The organism is Thalassospira marina, from assembly GCF_002844375.1.
Lineage (GTDB): Bacteria > Pseudomonadota > Alphaproteobacteria > Rhodospirillales > Thalassospiraceae > Thalassospira > Thalassospira marina.
The window spans coordinates 2,573,753-2,590,785 of the sequence record NZ_CP024199.1; the positions used below are offsets into that span (position 1 = coordinate 2,573,753).

Annotated in this window: 14 protein-coding genes; 9 read left to right on the top strand and 5 right to left on the bottom strand. The window is 53.3% G+C overall.

The genetic code is table 11. The features are described 5' to 3' along the window. Positions 1-74: 74 nt before the first annotated feature. The 3 genes from CSC3H3_RS11735 to CSC3H3_RS25005 are packed head-to-tail and all read right to left on the bottom strand — an operon-like array spanning position 75 to position 2,550. Positions 75-602 (bottom strand): DUF934 domain-containing protein, encoded by a 528-nt coding sequence (locus tag CSC3H3_RS11735; protein WP_101284927.1) that lies wholly within the window; start codon positions 600-602, stop codon positions 75-77. Then, entirely contained in the window at positions 589-2,244 is a 1,656-nt protein-coding gene (locus CSC3H3_RS11740; RefSeq protein WP_101284928.1) for a nitrite/sulfite reductase, read from the bottom strand. The genes CSC3H3_RS11735 and CSC3H3_RS11740 overlap by 14 nt, the downstream gene beginning before the upstream one ends. Positions 2,245-2,256: 12 nt before the next feature. Continuing rightward, complete coding sequence (locus CSC3H3_RS25005) at positions 2,257-2,550, bottom strand: DUF2849 domain-containing protein (RefSeq protein ID WP_101264376.1); 294 nt, start codon at positions 2,548-2,550, stop codon at positions 2,257-2,259. 206 nt (positions 2,551-2,756) lie between these two features. Here CSC3H3_RS25005 and CSC3H3_RS11750 point away from each other — a divergent pair, with 206 nt between their 5' ends. Continuing rightward, complete coding sequence (locus tag CSC3H3_RS11750; RefSeq protein ID WP_101284929.1) at positions 2,757-3,173, top strand: DUF1489 family protein; 417 nt, start codon at positions 2,757-2,759, stop codon at positions 3,171-3,173. Between the two features lie 46 nt (positions 3,174-3,219). Here the strand turns inward: CSC3H3_RS11750 and CSC3H3_RS11755 are convergent, their stop codons facing one another. Further along, positions 3,220-4,179: a transcriptional regulator GcvA gene (locus CSC3H3_RS11755; RefSeq protein WP_101284930.1), complete on the bottom strand. Its 960-nt coding sequence runs from the start codon at positions 4,177-4,179 to the stop codon at positions 3,220-3,222. A gap of 191 nt (positions 4,180-4,370) precedes the next feature. On the opposite strand from CSC3H3_RS11755, the gene CSC3H3_RS11760 reads away from it, so the two are divergent. The 3 genes from CSC3H3_RS11760 (at position 4,371) to CSC3H3_RS11770 (ending at position 7,123) form a co-directional block, all read left to right on the top strand. Beyond that, positions 4,371-4,709, top strand: coding sequence for a DUF1127 domain-containing protein (locus CSC3H3_RS11760; protein WP_157831884.1), 339 nt, complete (start codon positions 4,371-4,373; stop codon positions 4,707-4,709). Between the two features lie 103 nt (positions 4,710-4,812). After that, a complete protein-coding gene (gene ppk2 / locus CSC3H3_RS25010; RefSeq protein WP_245881095.1) occupies positions 4,813-5,976 on the top strand; it encodes a polyphosphate kinase 2 in 1,164 nt (387 codons plus the stop codon). A gap of 277 nt (positions 5,977-6,253) precedes the next feature. After that, a complete protein-coding gene (locus CSC3H3_RS11770; RefSeq protein WP_101284932.1) occupies positions 6,254-7,123 on the top strand; it encodes an NAD(P)-dependent oxidoreductase in 870 nt (289 codons plus the stop codon). Positions 7,124-7,237: 114 nt separating this feature from the next. Here the strand turns inward: CSC3H3_RS11770 and CSC3H3_RS11775 are convergent, their stop codons facing one another. After that, positions 7,238-8,794, bottom strand: coding sequence for a S41 family peptidase (locus tag CSC3H3_RS11775; protein WP_245881096.1), 1,557 nt, complete (start codon positions 8,792-8,794; stop codon positions 7,238-7,240). A gap of 444 nt (positions 8,795-9,238) precedes the next feature. Here CSC3H3_RS11775 and CSC3H3_RS11780 point away from each other — a divergent pair, with 444 nt between their 5' ends. The 5 genes from CSC3H3_RS11780 (at position 9,239) to CSC3H3_RS11800 (ending at position 17,004) form a co-directional block, all read left to right on the top strand. Then, complete coding sequence (locus CSC3H3_RS11780; protein ID WP_101284934.1) at positions 9,239-11,032, top strand: acyl-CoA dehydrogenase; 1,794 nt, start codon at positions 9,239-9,241, stop codon at positions 11,030-11,032. 242 nt (positions 11,033-11,274) lie between these two features. After that, positions 11,275-12,384 (top strand): LPS export ABC transporter permease LptF, encoded by a 1,110-nt coding sequence (gene lptF / locus CSC3H3_RS11785; RefSeq protein ID WP_101286210.1) that lies wholly within the window; start codon positions 11,275-11,277, stop codon positions 12,382-12,384. After that, complete coding sequence (lptG, locus tag CSC3H3_RS11790; RefSeq protein WP_101284935.1) at positions 12,381-13,484, top strand: LPS export ABC transporter permease LptG; 1,104 nt, start codon at positions 12,381-12,383, stop codon at positions 13,482-13,484. The genes lptF and lptG overlap by 4 nt, the downstream gene beginning before the upstream one ends. 76 nt (positions 13,485-13,560) lie before the next feature. Beyond that, on the top strand, positions 13,561-15,720 hold the full coding sequence (locus CSC3H3_RS11795; protein ID WP_101286211.1) for an LPS-assembly protein LptD: 2,160 nt from the start codon (positions 13,561-13,563) through the stop codon (positions 15,718-15,720). A 45-nt stretch (positions 15,721-15,765) separates the two neighbouring features. Further along, positions 15,766-17,004, top strand: coding sequence for a peptidylprolyl isomerase (locus CSC3H3_RS11800; RefSeq protein ID WP_245881098.1), 1,239 nt, complete (start codon positions 15,766-15,768; stop codon positions 17,002-17,004). Positions 17,005-17,033: the final 29 nt, after the last annotated feature.

Below are 17,033 nucleotides of genomic sequence, written 5' to 3' on the forward strand. Positions count from 1 at the left end.
TCGATTCAGGCACAAAAAAATGGGCACCCAAAGGAGGGTACCCATCAGTTTCGTCGGCAGTTTATCTGATAAAATCAGGAGGCAGCATCGCCAAGGGCTGTACGGCGGCGATCCCGAAGGGACCCGGCCGTTGCCCGGCCATCACCGGTGGGCTGGTAATAAACCGTCATATCCCGCAGGGCCGCACGCACCTTTTCAAGGGCAGCGTCGGCATCATCAGCCAGTTCATAGGCATCAAAACCACAGCGATGCATATAAAGGATCTGGTCGCGCAACACGTCGCCAACGGCACGCATTTCACCCTGATAGCCATAACGTTCGCGCAAAACGCGACCATAGGAATATCCACGGCCATCGGTATAAGCCGGGAATTTCACAGCAATCAGCGAAAAACGGTCGATATCATCGGCAAGATCTTCCGGCGCATCACCAGGAACCAGCAGCACACCCAGCCCGCCATTGCGCGCAACCAGGGTTTCGCGTTCAGCCTTGAAACGGGTCAGGCTGACCAGCACATTTGCACCGCTTTCAGGCACCGATGCCTCGTCATCAAGCGTGACCCATTCATTTTCGATCACGCTGTCATTTTTAACGATCGCCATAAAGCACCTCCTTGAACGGGTCCATGCCAACACGGCGGTAGGTATCGATGAAACGTTCGCCAACATTGCGAATGTCGATATAGCGCGTAATCAGCGATTCAATGGCATCCACCACTTCGGCCTCGGAGAAACCAGCACCGGCGATTTTACCAATCGATGCATCCTGGCTGGCATCGCCACCAAGGGTGATCTGATAAAATTCCTTGCCGCGCTTATCGAGGCCCAGAATACCGATATGACCAACATGGTGATGGCCACAGGCATTGATGCAGCCCGAAATCTTGATCTTCAGCTCGCCAATATCATATTGGCGGTCCAGATCACCAAACCGCTCGGAAATACGTTGTGACAGGGGAATGGAACGTGCCGTTGCCAGCGCGCAATAATCCAGCCCCGGGCAGGCAATAATGTCGGTCACAAAACCAAGATTGGCCGTTGCCAGTCCGCCATTTTTAAGTTCGGCCCACAGGGCAAACAGCGCGGCCTTTTTAACATGCGGCAAAACAAGGTTCTGTTCGTGGGTCACACGCACATCGCCAAAGCTGTACTGATCGGCAAGATCACCCACCAGTTCCATCTGTTCGGCCGTGGCATCACCAGGGATGCCGCCAATCGGTTTCAGTGAAATATTGGCAATCGCGTAACCGGGCTGTTTGTGCGCAATCACGTTGGAACGCACCCAGGCGGCAAAATCCGGATGGGCCCGCTTGCGGCGTTCAAATTCCGGGTCGTTATCCGAAAGGTCTTCAAAGGCAGGCGGGGCGAACTGCGCGATATATTGCGCAATTTCATCATCGCTGACACGCAAAGAACCGTCTTTGATTTTCGCCCATTCTTCTTCTACCAGGCGACCGATTTCTTCGACACCAACCTCGTGCACCAGAATTTTGATACGCGCCTTGTATTTGTTATCGCGGCGGCCAAAGCGGTTATAAACACGCAAAATGGCTTCCAGATACGAAAACAGGTCATTCTTGCCGATAAAATCGCGAACGGTTTTACCAACAAACGGCGTACGGCCAAGGCCGCCCCCGACAATCACCTCGAACCCGGTTTCGCCAGCATCGTTCTTATGCATGCGAAGGCCAATGTCATGCACACGCACGGCAGCACGGTCATTGGGCGACCCCGTCACCGCAATTTTGAATTTGCGCGGCAGATAGGTAAATTCCGGATGGAAGGTTGACCACTGGCGGATCAGTTCGCAATAAGGCCGTGGATCTTCGATCTCGTCGGCTGCGGCACCGGCATACTGGTCGGTCGTGGTGTTACGAATGCAGTTGCCTGACGTCTGAATGGCATGCATTTCCACGGTTGCCAGATCATCCAGCGCATCGGGAATTTCATTTAACTTCGGCCAGTTGAACTGGATGTTCTGGCGCGTGGTGAAATGGCCATAGCCCTTGTCATAGGTGCGCGCGATATAGCCCAGCTTGCGCATCTGATCGCCATTCATGGTGCCATAAGGCACGGCAACGCGCAGCATGTAGGCATGAAGCTGCAAATAGACACCGTTCATCAAACGAAGCGGCTTGAACTGGTCTTCGGTCAACTCACCCGACAGACGGCGGGCTACCTGGTCGCGAAACTGTGCGGTGCGTTCCGCAACAAGCTGGCGGTCAAAATCGTCATAACGATACATGATGTATCCTCCTTATCCCGCCTGATAACCAAGATCGGTGCGCACGCTTGGCCCCTGTGTCCGCAAAACTTCACGGTACTTGGTCGGCGCAAGCACACCATCTTCGTTTGCAACATCAATCAGATACGGCCCTACAACCGTGATCTGCTGTTTTTCGGTATCCGCCCGCGCCAGCAGGGCGTCGGCCTGCTGGGCATCCTCGGCGCAAACGGCCTGACGGATATCTGTGCTCCAGCCATCATCAGCCGTCATAAAGACAGCCAGGCCATCATCAAGCCGGTTTGCCGTAACAACTTGCAAGGACATTGGGTTCTCTCAGACAGTAAATCTCTCGTGGGGGCCCGCATTGAACCGGGCTTTTATTATGTAGAATTTGGCTGATTGCACGTTAATGGTCAAGTTTTTTTGTTAAATACCATAAATAACAAATTTAATATGTTATTATTGGCAAACCTTGACGTTCCCCGCCCCCTCGGCTAGTGCAAAGACTGCTTCACCAACAGACAGCCCCCATGCCCCAAAACCTGATCAAATTGAGTGTCGGCACCGAAAGCCCGGAAACACTGCGCCAGTGGCAGGAATATATGCGCCAGACCTATGGCCGTATCTATCACACCACCCGCATGACTCCGAAGCGGAGGGACGAAGTCCTCGATGGTGGGTCAATTTACTGGGTGATCAAAGGCGCCATTCGCTGTCGCCAGCGCGTGATCGATCTGGAAGAATTCACCGACGAGGCCGGTATCAAACATTGCCGCATTGTTCTGGATGACAATCTGGTTGAAACGGCTGCCTACCCGTTTCGCGCTTTTCAGGGCTGGCGTTACCTTGCCGATGACAAAACACCGCCCGATGCCAAAACAGGCGGCACCGATGATGCCCTACCCGAAGACATGGCCATGGAACTGCGAGATCTCGGCCTGATCTAGGGCCGCATCAACCCTGTACCGAAATGCCATGTCGCTACATATCGCCCTACAAATGATTGGGCGATCCTGCTGCAATTGCTGGCTGGTTTTCCTCGATATCTTTCAGGGTTACCGCAACTTCCTTTTTCAGCCAGCGGATAAAGGCTGTCACCCGTGGGCGGTTCAGGTTTTCTTCCGGGCAGGTGACATAATAGGCATAACTTGACGCCACCTTTTGCGGAAAGGGGCGCACCAACAGCCCCACCTTCAAATCCTGGGCGGCAAGTGATGTGCGGGCAACGCCAACCCCCTGCCCCATCAGGGCCGCCTGAATAACCATATCCCCACTGTTAAACCGCAAACCCCGGCGCAGATCGATACCGGTTACCCCCACACCATCAAGCCAGAAGCGCCAGTCCGCCGCGCGCGGTTTATCAGCGTCCGATGTTGCATCATGCAGCAATCGATGCCCGGCAATATCCTTTGGCACACACAAAGGCGGGCTGGATGCCAGATAATCCGGGCTGCAAACGGGGAAAACCTCGTCACGCATTAAAAGTTCGGTATACAGGTTGGGGTAATGCCCCCGTCCGAACCGCACGGCCAGGTCAATCCCTTCGGTCCGAAAATCCACCAGCCGGTCATCGGCATGGATCCGCACATCAATATCGGGATGTTCATTGCGAAAATGACCCAATCGCGGGATCAGCCATTTTACGGCAAAAGACTGCAAAACGCTGACCGTTACCACCCCGGCTTCTTCCACCGCCAGCAGGCTTTCAATTTCCCCGGCAATACGGGTAAAACCCTCGCTGGTGGCGCGCGCCAGCCGGTCACCTTCATCCGTCAGCTGCAACCGTCGTGGCAAACGAAAAAACAGGCGAAAGCCCAGATATTCCTCAAGCTGGCGAATTTGCTGGCTGATCGCGCCCTGTGTCACAAACAGTTCTTCGGCAGCCCGGGTAAAATTCAAATGCCGGGCGGCGGCGTCAAATGCGCGCAAAGCCTGTAATGGCGGTAATCGCATCTTTATCCCCATAATATGATGGATGGCTAACCGGGACTCCGGGCGAACCAAGGCATACCAACACACCATTAGCCAGGCTAATATATAGGCCCAGAATATATAGTTTGTCACCTGGCGTTTTCTGGACAAAAAATCAGCCCAGCACACATGATAACCCGCATTTCCCGATTTGCGGGATGGAGTTCAGAAAGATGCCCTGCCACATCCCCATTAGCCACACTGCCGATAGTTGCCCGACAAAAAAGCCCGTCACATATGTCCGCCCCAAAATTGCGCTCACCGTTAAATACGTCATTCATGTTGTGTTTCGTCGCACCCGCACATTTATAACTGGCGGGCTGAACCACTTTCTTGATCGCGTTAATGGCTTTTTTGATGTTTTGGCCCAACGCCTTACCGCGCGCCGCCAGAAACGGCTGGATGTGCGTGTGATGAATAACCGGCAACTGGCCGATATTGGCCTGTCGCGCTATGATGTTGAGGATGATTACGCAAAATCATCGCATTGGAACTTTCATTTGAAAAATTGATCTGTCTGCTTGCGGCTGGTTGAAAAGAATACGTATCCTGTTTCGTAAAATTGTATGCGGCGGCGCATAGTGCCGCCGTTGTCCGCCACGGAAAGGATCAGACATGGCCAAAAAGCAAAAGCCGGCGCCTAAAAAAACAGCTTCCGACAAAAAAAACGATGGCACCCCGGCGCTTGATCAGGCCGTGCATAAAACCCAGCACAGCCGCAGCCATGCCAACCGCAACCCCGACCTGCAGGGCCTTGATAGCGAAACCCGCGATCACATGTTGCTGGATTCCGAAAGCCTGACCATGGAACGCCTTGATGATGGCAAGGGCAAACATCACCATCATGACAAAGACAAACATGACGATAATGCCAGCGCCCAGCGCAAAAATGACGTTGAAATGGCGCGCAAAGACACCGCCAAAACCGAAAAAGAAGCCGCCGTTGTCGCCAAACGTGCAACCCATGTGATTCATAAAAGTGTTGCCATCCCGGCAGACCTGCCAGACTCCCCCGATGAACCGCTTAAAAAGATCAAGACCAAACAATATCTGGAACTGATCGCACCGCTTCACATTGAACTTCTGAAATTCCAAAACTGGGTCAAAAGCGAAAAGGTAAAGGCCCTGATCATTTTTGAAGGGCGGGATGCCGCAGGCAAGGGCGGTACAATCAAACGGTTTACCGAACATCTTAATCCGCGCGGTGCGCGGGTTGTTGCGCTCGATAAACCCAACGATCGCGAAGTCACCCAATGGTATTTCCAGCGCTATATGCAGCATCTGCCATCGGGCGGTGAAATTGTTCTGTTTGACCGGTCCTGGTATAACCGGGCGATGGTCGAACGGGTTATGGGCTTTTGCACCCGGTTTGAAGTCAGCGAATTTTTGCAATCCGTGCCTGAACTTGAACGCATGCTGCTGCGCTCGCACATTTCAATGACCAAATTCTATTTCTCGGTCAGCAAGGATGAACAGGCCCGCCGCTTCGCCCAGCGCCAAGAAGACCCCTTGAAGCAATGGAAACTCAGCCCGGTTGATCTGGCATCACAAAACCTGTGGGATGAATACACCCAGGCCAAGGAAGAGATGTTTTATGCAACTTCCACGCAGGCCTGCCCGTGGGTGATCATTAAATCTGACGATAAAAAACGCGCACGGATCAATGCGATCCGCTATTTTCTCTCGCAGTTTGATTATCACGGCAAGCTGCCCGATCTTTTGCAATATGACCCGCGCATCATCCGCAATGTTGATCAGGAACTGGGCATCGAAGACTAACCCTAGCCCCACATATACCCGATACCGCAACCAAAAGAGTGTTGCTGTATCGGGTTTTCCCTTTTTCATCTTACCATCATTTCATTCATCGGCCCCGTGCCAGCAAACCGCGCCGCGCAGTTGCGCCCAAACACCGCAACCAGAATGCGCGATGTCTTTGGTGTGGTTTCAAAAAACACGCTAACGCATTTCCCTACCGACTTCCCGTGCATTGACAACCCCGCCTGCCCCGGCCTTTATAAGACGCAGGAAAAACCATTAAACGGGAGGCCGCATCATGGCCAAATGTGCATTTATCGGACTGGGTGTTATGGGCTATCCAATGGCCGGTCACCTGCAAAAGGCCAGTCACAGCGTCACCGTCTATAACCGTACCAGCAGCAAAGCCGAAAAATGGGCTGGCGAATTTGGCGGCACCTTTGCCGAAACCCCGGCCAAGGCCGTTGAGGGTGCCGAATTCGTATTTTGCTGCGTTGGCAATGATGATGACCTGCGCAGCGTCATCACCGGGCCGGACGGCGCATTGGCAGGTATGGCGTCAGGCAGCATTCTGGTTGATAACACCACCGCATCGGCCAATGTCGCGCGCGAACTTTATGAAATCGCGGCTAAACAGGGCGTTTCCTTTATTGATGCGCCGGTTTCCGGCGGCCAGGCCGGTGCCGAAAACGGTGTTCTGACCGTGATGTGCGGCGGCGACAAGGACGCATTTGACAAGGCAGCCCCGATCATTGATGCCTTTGCCCGTTCCTGCAAGCTCCTGGGCGAAAGCGGCAGTGGCCAGTTGACCAAAATGGTCAACCAGATCTGCATTGCCGGCCTGGTCCAGGGCCTGTCCGAAGCCATGAATTTCGGCACCAAAGCCGGCCTTGATATGACCAAGGTAATTGATGTGATTTCCAAAGGTGCCGCAGGTAGCTGGCAGATGGAAAACCGTGGCCAGACAATGGTTGATGGCAAATTCGACTTCGGTTTTGCTGTTGACTGGATGCGCAAGGACCTAGGCATCTGCCTTGACGAAGCGGGCCGCAATGGCGCACGCCTGCCGGTTACCGCCCTGGTTGACCAGTTTTATGCCCAGATACAGGGCCGTGGCGGCAATCGCTGGGATACATCCAGCCTGATCCACCTGCTGGCAAACGACTAAGGCAATCCGTGCTTGCACACTGTGCGCACCTTTTTTGTAGTGCCCAAACATAAAAATGGCGGCGTCCGATGAGGATGCCGCTATTTTCGTTTCTAAACCCGGTTAAACCGGCCCTTACAGGCCAGCCCGTAACAGGGGTTCAACCTGATTGCGATATTGGGCCAGCATACCGTCATTGAAGTAGCCAACAGCACATTCCAAAACCTGATCATGCGGGGCTTCTCCATTTTCGGCCCCTTCTGCATCACTGGTATGGTCGCCATCCTTGGGTTCAATTTCTTCGGTTTGCGGGTTGGGTGCCTGGTCTTCGGCCTTGAAGCCACCCTTGCCCAGACGGTCAATCTCGATATCGGCAGCGCACTGGTCAGCAGCAACCGATGTAATCGTCTTGCGCGGGTCACGGCGGCGCGGCGGCAATGCATGGGCAAGGTCGATCTCGCGATCGAATTCCTCGGCATCCTTTAGCTGCACTTCAATATCAGGAACCACACCATTACCCTGCACAATGTGGTTTTCCGGGGTAGTGTAATAGCCGGTGGTAATTTTAACCCCACCACCGCCCGAAAGCGGTAAAATGCGCTGCATCGACCCTTTGCCAAAGGACCGTTCACCAATGATGATGCCACGGCCATTTTCACGCAATGCGGCTGCCATCAGCTCCGCACCAGATGCCGAACCACGATCCAGCAGAATAACCATCGGCGTCCCATCAAAATAGCTGCTGCGATCTGCTTCATAGGTGCGCATCTTGCGCTCGCCCCGGCCTTCGGTCGCCACAATCAAACCTTTTGACAGGAACTGATCGGCAATGTCAGCCGCGGAATCAAGCAAGCCACCCGGATTACGGCGCAAATCGACAATAATGCCACGTGGATTGCTGACACTGCTTTTAAGCTGCTGCAGGTAATCCTGCGTCTGCTCAAGCGTATTGGCGTCAAAACGCGAAACACGGATATAGGGAATATCATGGTCAATCACCGCTGCGGTAACCGATGGCACCTCGATCTTGGCGCGGCGAATGATGACTTCAAAATTCTTGTCCTTACGCAAAATGCCCAGTGTCACCGGCTCGCCCACGCGGCCGCGCATCAGGCGCACGGCCTCGGCGATCGGCTGCCCTTTCATATCGTGGCCGTCAATGGTCGCGATACGGTCATTGGGCTGCAGGCCGGCACGCGCGGCTGGTGTATCGTCAATCGGTGAAACAATACGGATCTGTTTGTCTTCATCCTGCGCAATAACAATGCCAACACCGGCAAAGCTGCCTTCGGTGCTTTCCTGCAGGCGCTTGAACATATCTTCCGACATATAAGCACTGTGTGGATCAAGGTCATGCAGGCTTTGATCCAGCACTTCGCCAACGACATTTTCAGGGCTTTTGTCTTTCAGCTCCAGCTTTGGCAGGGCAGCGATGGAATCATCAACAAACTTGTTGGTATCAACCTCGAACACATAGTTTTCGCGCAGGACCTGTACCGTTTCGATATACAGGTTATCTGCCCGGTCAAGCTGGTCGTCCGTCGCGTTATCATCGACATAGTCACGATAGGCATCAAGGAAGCGTTGCTCATCCTGATTGGCCCATACCGGACCGGCACAGGCCACCAATCGTGTTCCGGCAAACGCAATGATGATCCCGAAAACGATTGGCAAAATTCCCTTCCGCAGCACCGCCTGCTCCTTGTTATGAAAGTCAAATATTGTCAGACCTTATATCCTTCATCGCGCAAACGCGACCCGGAAGCTGACATTTTTGGGCAAAGACGCGTAAATGTGATCGAAACGCACCATTGGGTGAAGACACACTGCGCATGCAAGCAAAGCAGTCGACAACTGCGCATTGGCACACATTTCAGATCACATTTAAGCAACCAAACACTACAGACAAATATATCGTAATTACGGCAAGGCAACATATAGGTCTGAAAGAACTGCAAATAAACCCGTTCCAAAGTCGGTATTTCACCGCTCAAAATTTCCGATCACACGCATAGCAATATGGACTCGAATTCCGTGCGTGGCTTGATTATGCTGTAGGCAACAATTGATGCCCGGCAAAAGACCGTGGCACATCCGAGCGGGCGCCTCACTGATTTTAGGGAGACGTCATAATTCATGACTGACTATTTGCCGCCGATTGACGATGTGCGCTTCATCCTTCGTCACGTTATCGGCCTTGATGGCATTGCAGAAATCCCTGCTTTTGCCGATGCCACCCCCGAGACCATCGACGCCATCCTTGATGAGGCCGGAAAACTCGCAGCGGGCCACCTTGCCCCGTTAAATCGCACGGGCGATCAACAGGGTTCGCATCTGCAATCTGATGGCAGTGTAAAAACGCCGGATGGCTGGCAGGATGCCTATCGCCATTTTCAGGATGGCGGCTGGCAAGGTATATCGGCATCACCCAATCATGGTGGCATGGGTCTTCCCCTGACCATTGGTGCTGCCGTCGCCGAATTCTGGCATTCGGCCAACATGGCATTTGCCCTGTGCCCGATGTTAACAGCTGGCGCAATCGAGCTTCTGACCACCCATGGCTCGCCCGTCCAAAAGGACCTTTACCTGACAAGGCTGATTTCCGGTGAATGGACCGGCACCATGAACCTGACGGAACCACAGGCCGGGTCTGATCTGGCACAGGTCCGCAGCCGCGCCGAACCCGATGGAAATGGCAACTGGCTTGTTCGCGGGCAAAAAATATTCATCACCTATGGTGACCATGACCTGACGGACAATATTGTTCATCTGGTTCTGGCCCGCACACCAGATGCCCCTGCCGGGGTAAAGGGCATTTCGCTGTTTATTGTGCCCAAATATCTATGTAATGAAAACGGCACATTGGGCCAGCGCAACGACGTTCACGTTGTATCGCTGGAACACAAACTGGGCATTCATGCCAGCCCGACGGCGGTTCTGTCCTTTGGTGACGATAAAGGTGCCGTTGGCTATATGGTTGGCAAGGAAGGCAATGGCCTGGCTGCCATGTTCACGATGATGAACAATGCGCGCCTTGCCGTGGGGCAACAGGGCATTGCCATTGGCGAACGCGCCTATCAGCAGGCACTGGATTACGCCAGAACCCGCATTCAGGGGCGCGACACCAAGACCGGCGCTCCGGCCCCGATCCTGCATCACGCTGATATTGCGCGCATGTTATTGCGCATGCGAGCCAGCACCGAAGCTGCCCGTATCCTTGCCCTTTATGCCGCAAACCAGCTTGATATCGCGCACCACCATGGCGACGCTGCTATCGCAGCCAATGCGCAGGCGCGTGCTGACCTGCTTATTCCCATGGTCAAGGCCTGGTCGACTGATCTGGGTGTGGAAAATGCGTCGCTGGGCATTCAGGTCCATGGTGGCATGGGCTTTATCGAGGAAACAGGTGCAGCCCAGCATCTGCGCGATGCCCGTATCGCCCCCATTTATGAAGGCACCAACGGCATTCAGGCACTTGATCTTATTGGCCGCAAACTTCTGCGTGACCAGGGTGCTGCGGCCTTTGCTTTGATGGACACGATCACCACCGATATTGCAGACAATGCCTTTGAACCATCGCTTGGCACAGCCATATCGCAGCTAAAAACCTGCACAAAACAGATCCTCGATACCTGTACCGATGACCATAATCTAGCGCAAACCGTCGCCAGCCCCTATCTGCGCCTGTTTGCCACCATTTGTGGTGGGTGGCTGATGGCCCGATCACAGGTCGCCCTTGATACGGCCCGTGGCGACTATTCCTCGGCTTTCATCACCCGCAAGCAGGCATCGATCACTTTCTATGTCACCCAGATTTTGCCGGAATGTGAAATGCTGCATTCGCAGATTCATCATTGCCTGCAGCCAGCAATTTCGGGGCAGCCGGGCAACATTATAATGGAAATTGAAACAGCCTTTGCTACCGATTGAAAGGCTGGCAACGATATGTCCGCCATCGGGTTTTGTAGGGCACCAACCCACATCATTTGATGGCGGACACAGGATTTTGAACGATCCACGCAGGCGATAGCATCTTGCAAAACAAGCCAAATTTGCTTGGCAAGCCTTCAATTTGGTAAATACGAAAAAATACGGAAATTTTCAGCCAATTTCCTGTTTCTGTTTTTATCGGCTTCTCTATAATCCGCCCGATGAATCGCTTGACCCGATATATGCTCAAACAGCAGCTTATCATGATGGTTTTTGTGACACTGGGCCTGCTCTGTGTCATTTGGCTGTCGCAAAGCCTGCGTTTCGTGGAAATGATTGTAAACCGGGGTCTTTCGATTTCGGTCTTTTTGCATTTAACCTCCCTGCTGCTGCCCAGTTTCCTGACAATCATCCTGCCGATTGCTTTGTTTTTCGTGGTGGTTTTCACCTATAACAAGTTGATCCAGGATCGCGAACTGATCGTCATGCGATCAGCAGGGCTAAGTCAGTGGGCGCTAGCAAAACCGGCCATTATCCTGGCAATCGCGGTTGCTGGCGTTGGATATTTTTTAACGCTCTATTATCTTCCCTACAGCTATCGTCAATTCAAAGAACTGCAATATACCATCCGGAACGACTATTCGTCGGTTCTGTTGCAGGAAGGCAGCTTCACCGATATTGACGGATTAACGATCTATGTGCGCGAAGTCGGGCAGGATAACGAACTGATGGGCATTCTGGTTCACGATGCTCGCAATCCAAAGGCGCAAAGCACGATGATGGCGAAAAACGGTGCATTGGTTCGCACCGATAAAGGCCCGCGCATTGTGCTGCTTGATGGCAACCGCCAGGAAGTGAATACCGAAGACGGTACCATGTCGATCCTGTATTTTGATCGATATGCCGTTGATATCGCCGAAGATATTGATGACCCGTCGCTGCGTTATCTTGAAGCGCGCGAACGCAGTGTTGGCAACCTTTTAACGGCCGACCCGCCTGATATCCAACCCCAGGACATTCGCAAATATCGCGCCGAAGGGCATGAACGGCTGATTTCCCCGCTTTATGCGGTTGGCTTTGCATCGCTTGCACTTGCGGTTCTGGTTTCAGGCAGCTTTTCGCGCCGTACCCAGCATTCACGCCTACTTATCGCCATTGCCCTTATGATCGGCTGCGAGGCGGCATCAATTGCACTTAAAAATATTGCCGCGAAAAACCCGGCCTTTATCGTGCTGATGTATCTGAATGTACTGCTGCCGATTGTGGGTGGTCTTTATTGGACCTTCCGGGGGCCTAAAATAACGCTGGCGCGCCGCAACGATTGCAGCACCGAGGAAGGATCCGCATCATGAGGGTCTCTCCGCTTCTCACATGGTATTTCGGCCGCCATGTGCTTTATTCCATTCTCGCCATTCTTGTCCTGCTTGTCGGCCTTATCTTTATTGGCGACATGATCGAACTTCTGCGCCGCGCCAGCAGCCGGCCGGATGCGACCATTACCATCGTTGCCCAAATGGCAATGGCGCGCATTCCCTTCATGACCGAAAAGGTTTTGCCTTTTGGGGTCCTGTTTGGCTCGATGTATTCCTTCTGGAAACTGACAGGAAACCAGGAACTGGTGGTGACGCGCGCAGCTGGCGTATCTGCCTGGCAGTTTTTGTTGCCGCCGCTTCTGTGTGCCTTCCTGCTTGGCACCATCCAGATCACGGCATTAAACCCGTTATCGTCGATTTTGCTGCAGAAATACGAAAAGCTCGATTCCCGCTACCTTAAGGGCGTATCAAGCGTCATGAACCTGTCTTCCAGTGGTTTGTGGTTGCGTCAGGGCACGCAAAATGGCCAGGCGGTGATTTATGCCCGCACGGTACAGTCCCAGGAAGAAGACCGGATCGACCTGCGCGATGTCACGGTATTTCGCTTTGAAAACCTCGATGACTTTACCTCACGCATCGATTCTGCGCGCGCTGTTCTCGAACCGGGGCTTTGGCATTTTTACAATGCCTGGAGCTTTGTTCCCGGCCAGAAAAGCACCTTTGCAAAGGACCTGGAACTACCGACAAACCTGACAGCCCGCAAAATTCAGGACAGCTTTGCCTCGCCCGATACCATGTCATTCTGGGACCTCAAGCCGTTCATCAATTTGCTGGAGCGCGCGGGTTTCAATGCAAAGCGGCACCTGATCCATTTTCACGGTCTGCTGTCCCGGCCGTTACTGTTATGTGCCATGGTTCTCATTGCGGCGGCCTTCTGCCTTAAATTTTCTCGACGCCGCAGGGTGTCTCTTGTTATCGGTGGTGGTGTTACCACAGGTTTTCTGTTGTATTTCTTTACCGACGTTGCTTCTGCACTGGGTGTTTCGGGTGGGTTGCCCCCGGCCCTGGCCGCGTGGGCACCAGCTGGTATTTCCGCATTGCTGGGAATATCGACATTGTTACATCTGGAGGATGGCTAACTAGATGGCGGACTTGTCAGGGGGAAGTCTGAAAGCATTGGCTGTATGGGGAATGATCGGGGGGATGGTCTCGGCCATGACACCTGTCATCTCTTACGCCCAGGGTACAGACGCTACGAAGCCAGCAGTAAATGCCGATAACCAGAACGGCAGTAACAGCAATGCCGATCCTGCAACGGATAAGGAAAACCCGCTTCTGTTTTCTGCCGATGAAGTGGATTATAGCGACGATCTGAAAACGGTTACCGCTCGCGGAAATGTTGAAATTTCGCGCGATAACCGTGTTCTGATGGCCGATACCGTCAGCTATGACATGACCAAGGATGTCGTTTCGGCATCGGGTAATGTCAAAATGCTTGAACCGACGGGCGAAGTGGTTTTCGCCAATTATGTCGAGCTTACGGGCGACTTCAAGGAAGGCATCATCAAAGACATTTACGTCCTGCTTGATGACCATACCCGTCTGGCTGGTGTTGGTGCACGCCGCAGTGAAGGCAATTTCACCGAACTTGCCAAAGCCGTTTATTCGCCCTGTAAAGTCTGCGAAGACGACCCCGAAAAACCGCCGCTATGGCGCATCAAGGCCGCCCGGGTCACCCATGACCAGAAAGGCCAGAATATCGAATACAAGGATGCGCGCCTTGAATTTGAAGGCGTGCCAATCCTTTACAGCCCCTATTTCAGCCATCCCGATCCCACAGTAAAACGGCGGTCTGGCCTTCTTGCGCCAACGTTCGGCAGCACCAGTTACGTTGGCGCAAGATTTGAACTGCCCTATTACTGGGTCATTGATAAATCAAGCGACCTGACGCTGCGTCCCATCGTCACAGCCAAAAAGGGCCCGGTTCTGGCATCGGAATATCGTCGCAAGTTCGATACAGGCAATTTGAATATCATTGATAGCATCACCGATGGTGGCGATGATGGCTGGCAGGGCCACATTGATGCCGACGGCCGTTTTGATATCGACAAAAACTGGCGCTGGGGTTTTGATGCCGAACAGGCTTCTAGCAAAACCTATATGTCACGATATGGCTTTGGCTCCCCCTCTGTCCTGACATCAAACCTGTTTGGCGAACGGTTTAGCGCGCAAAATTACGGCCGTATCGATGGTTATTACTTCCAGGGTCTGAAGGAAGAAGACAGCCGGGCAACCAGCCCGCTGGTACTTCCCCATGCCCAATACCATGCCCGCACCACACCCGATGCCATTGGTGCCTATACCACGCTCGACCTTGATGCCTTATCGCTGTCGCGCCGTGAGGGCGCAGATTCCAACCGCCTTTCCGGCAAAGTTGGTTGGGAACTGCCACATATCGGCGATTACGGCGATGTCACCAAAATCACGCTTTCGATGCGTGGTGACAGCTACATGGTCAACAACGTAACGCGCAGCGGCCAGTCAGATTACACTGGCTATGCCGGGCGTGCCGTACCGCTCGCCGCCATTGACTGGAACATGCCGTTTGTGCGCGACGAAGGCGGTTATCATCAGGTTATCAAACCGATTGCCATGGTGGCATGGTCACCCAATGGCGGTAACCCGGATGAAATTCCGAACGAAGATTCGCAATCCTTCGAATTTGATGACATCAACCTATTCTCCCATGACCGCTATGGCGGGCTTGACAAGGTTGAAGACGGTTTGCGTGCCAGTTACGGCATGGAATGGGGTATTTACGGGCAAAATGGGGGCTATACCAATGCTCTGTTTGGCCAAAGCTACCGCCTGGAAGATAACGGCACATTTGCCGACGGTTCCGGCCTTGATAAACATCTTTCGGATTATGTTGGTCGCGTTACGGTTGCCCCGAACCAGTTTGTCGATTTAACCTATCGTTTCCGTCTTGATAGCAGCGATTTCTCTCCGCGCCGCAACCAGTTGGCCGCAAGTGTGGGCGAAGAACGCACCCTGCGCCTTGATCTGAGCTATTTGCAGCTTACGGAAAATGCCGGCTCGGAAGAATTCAACGACCGCGAAGAACTGTATTTCAACGCAACACACCGCTTTAACGACTATTGGTCGGGTAACGGATATGGTCGTTTTGACCTTGATCAGAACGGCGACCCCCTTGAATACGGTATCGGCTTTCAGTACGAAGACGAGTGCTTTATTTTCGACGGACGTGTACGCCGGACATTTTACCAGGATCAGGATCTTGGACAGTCTGACGAAATCATGTTCCGCCTCGTCTTCAAGACACTGGGCGAATTTGCCTCCCAAGCAGGACTTTAACAGAATATGAGACCTTACATTTCCAGACCGCTTCGGCTTTGTGCGATGCTTCTTGGCGTTGTTCTGTTGACCCTTCCCGGTGGGCAGGCCCGCGCCCAATCGACCATTGGTCTGGCTGCTGTTGTCAATGACCAGCCGATTTCGGTTGTTGACCTGATTGACCGGTTGAATCTGGTTGCCACCACATCGAACATTCAACTGACCGAAGATCGCCGCCGGGAAATGATCCCGCAGATTTTGCATCAGCTGATTGATGAAACCCTGCAGATGCAGGAAGCAAAACGCCGCGGCTTTACTGTTAGCGATGCCGATATGGAACGCGCAGTTGCATCTGTCGAACAGAATTCCGGCATGCCTCCGGGGGGCTTGGAACGTTATCTGCAGGCAAACCGCATTCCGCTGGAATCCCTGCAGGACCAGTTGCGCCCGCAAATTGCGTGGCAGAAAATCCTTGGTTCGATGCGCCGTGACATTGAAATTTCCGAAAGCGAAATTGACGACGTCCTTGAACGCATCAAACGCAACCAGGACAAACCGCGCAGTAATGTTCAGGAAATTTTCCTGCCGATTGATAACCCGCAGGAAGAAAACAAAGTCCTGGACGATGCGCGCAAAATTATTGGCGCCCTTCGCAATGGTGCAAGCTTCGAGGGTCTGGCCCGCCAGTTTTCTGCCAATGCCAGCGCGGCCAATGGCGGGAACCTTGGCTGGATGTCGTCTGGTGAAATGGACAGCACCCTTGAAAACGCTGTCAGCAACATGCAACCCGGCCAGATCAGCATGCCGATCCGTACCGTTCGTGGTTTCTATATCCTGAAACTGCTGGACCGAGCCCAGGGTGACACCAACGCCGATCGTGATGTCAAACTGGACCTGTATCAGCTGTTTATTCCGATTGCCCAGAACGCAACCGAAGATGAAATTCGCACCAAGGTCGGCATCCTGCAAAATGCACGCAGCACGGCACAAAGCTGTGAAGCCATGGCCAATATTGCGGTTGATCTTGGCTCGGACCTGAGCGGCCGTACCAAGGGTATTTCCCCGCAGGAACTTTCAGGGACCGTTGCCAATGCCGTCAGCCAGCTTAAAGAAGGCCAGACATCGAATGTCATTCGTGTTGATGGCGGCGCGCTTGTAGTGATGCTGTGCGGCAAAACGGTTCAAAGTACCCTGCCGGACCGTGAAACCATTCGCAGTCGCCTGTCAATGGACCGCCTTGAAATTGCAGCCCGCCGTAAACTGCGTGAACTGCGCCGCGAAGCCTTTATTGATATCCGTATCTAACCGATACCCAACCTGACGCGAGACCGCCA

Excerpts from the sequence above, each read along its gene's own strand:
- CSC3H3_RS11735 (WP_101284927.1), bottom strand. The coding sequence starts at position 602 with ATGGCGATCGTTAAAAATGACAGCGTGATCGAAAATGAATGGGTCACG.
- CSC3H3_RS11740 (WP_101284928.1), bottom strand. The coding sequence starts at position 2,244 with ATGTATCGTTATGACGATTTTGACCGCCAGCTTGTTGCGGAACGCACC.
- CSC3H3_RS25005 (WP_101264376.1), bottom strand. The coding sequence starts at position 2,550 with ATGTCCTTGCAAGTTGTTACGGCAAACCGGCTTGATGATGGCCTGGCT.
- CSC3H3_RS11750 (WP_101284929.1), top strand. The coding sequence starts at position 2,757 with ATGCCCCAAAACCTGATCAAATTGAGTGTCGGCACCGAAAGCCCGGAA.
- CSC3H3_RS11755 (WP_101284930.1), bottom strand. The coding sequence starts at position 4,179 with ATGCGATTACCGCCATTACAGGCTTTGCGCGCATTTGACGCCGCCGCC.
- CSC3H3_RS11760 (WP_157831884.1), top strand. The coding sequence starts at position 4,371 with ATGCCCTGCCACATCCCCATTAGCCACACTGCCGATAGTTGCCCGACA.
- ppk2 (WP_245881095.1), top strand. The coding sequence starts at position 4,813 with ATGGCCAAAAAGCAAAAGCCGGCGCCTAAAAAAACAGCTTCCGACAAA.
- CSC3H3_RS11770 (WP_101284932.1), top strand. The coding sequence starts at position 6,254 with ATGGCCAAATGTGCATTTATCGGACTGGGTGTTATGGGCTATCCAATG.
- CSC3H3_RS11780 (WP_101284934.1), top strand. The coding sequence starts at position 9,239 with ATGACTGACTATTTGCCGCCGATTGACGATGTGCGCTTCATCCTTCGT.
- lptF (WP_101286210.1), top strand. The coding sequence starts at position 11,275 with ATGCTCAAACAGCAGCTTATCATGATGGTTTTTGTGACACTGGGCCTG.
- lptG (WP_101284935.1), top strand. The coding sequence starts at position 12,381 with ATGAGGGTCTCTCCGCTTCTCACATGGTATTTCGGCCGCCATGTGCTT.
- CSC3H3_RS11795 (WP_101286211.1), top strand. The coding sequence starts at position 13,561 with ATGACACCTGTCATCTCTTACGCCCAGGGTACAGACGCTACGAAGCCA.
- CSC3H3_RS11800 (WP_245881098.1), top strand. The coding sequence starts at position 15,766 with ATGCTTCTTGGCGTTGTTCTGTTGACCCTTCCCGGTGGGCAGGCCCGC.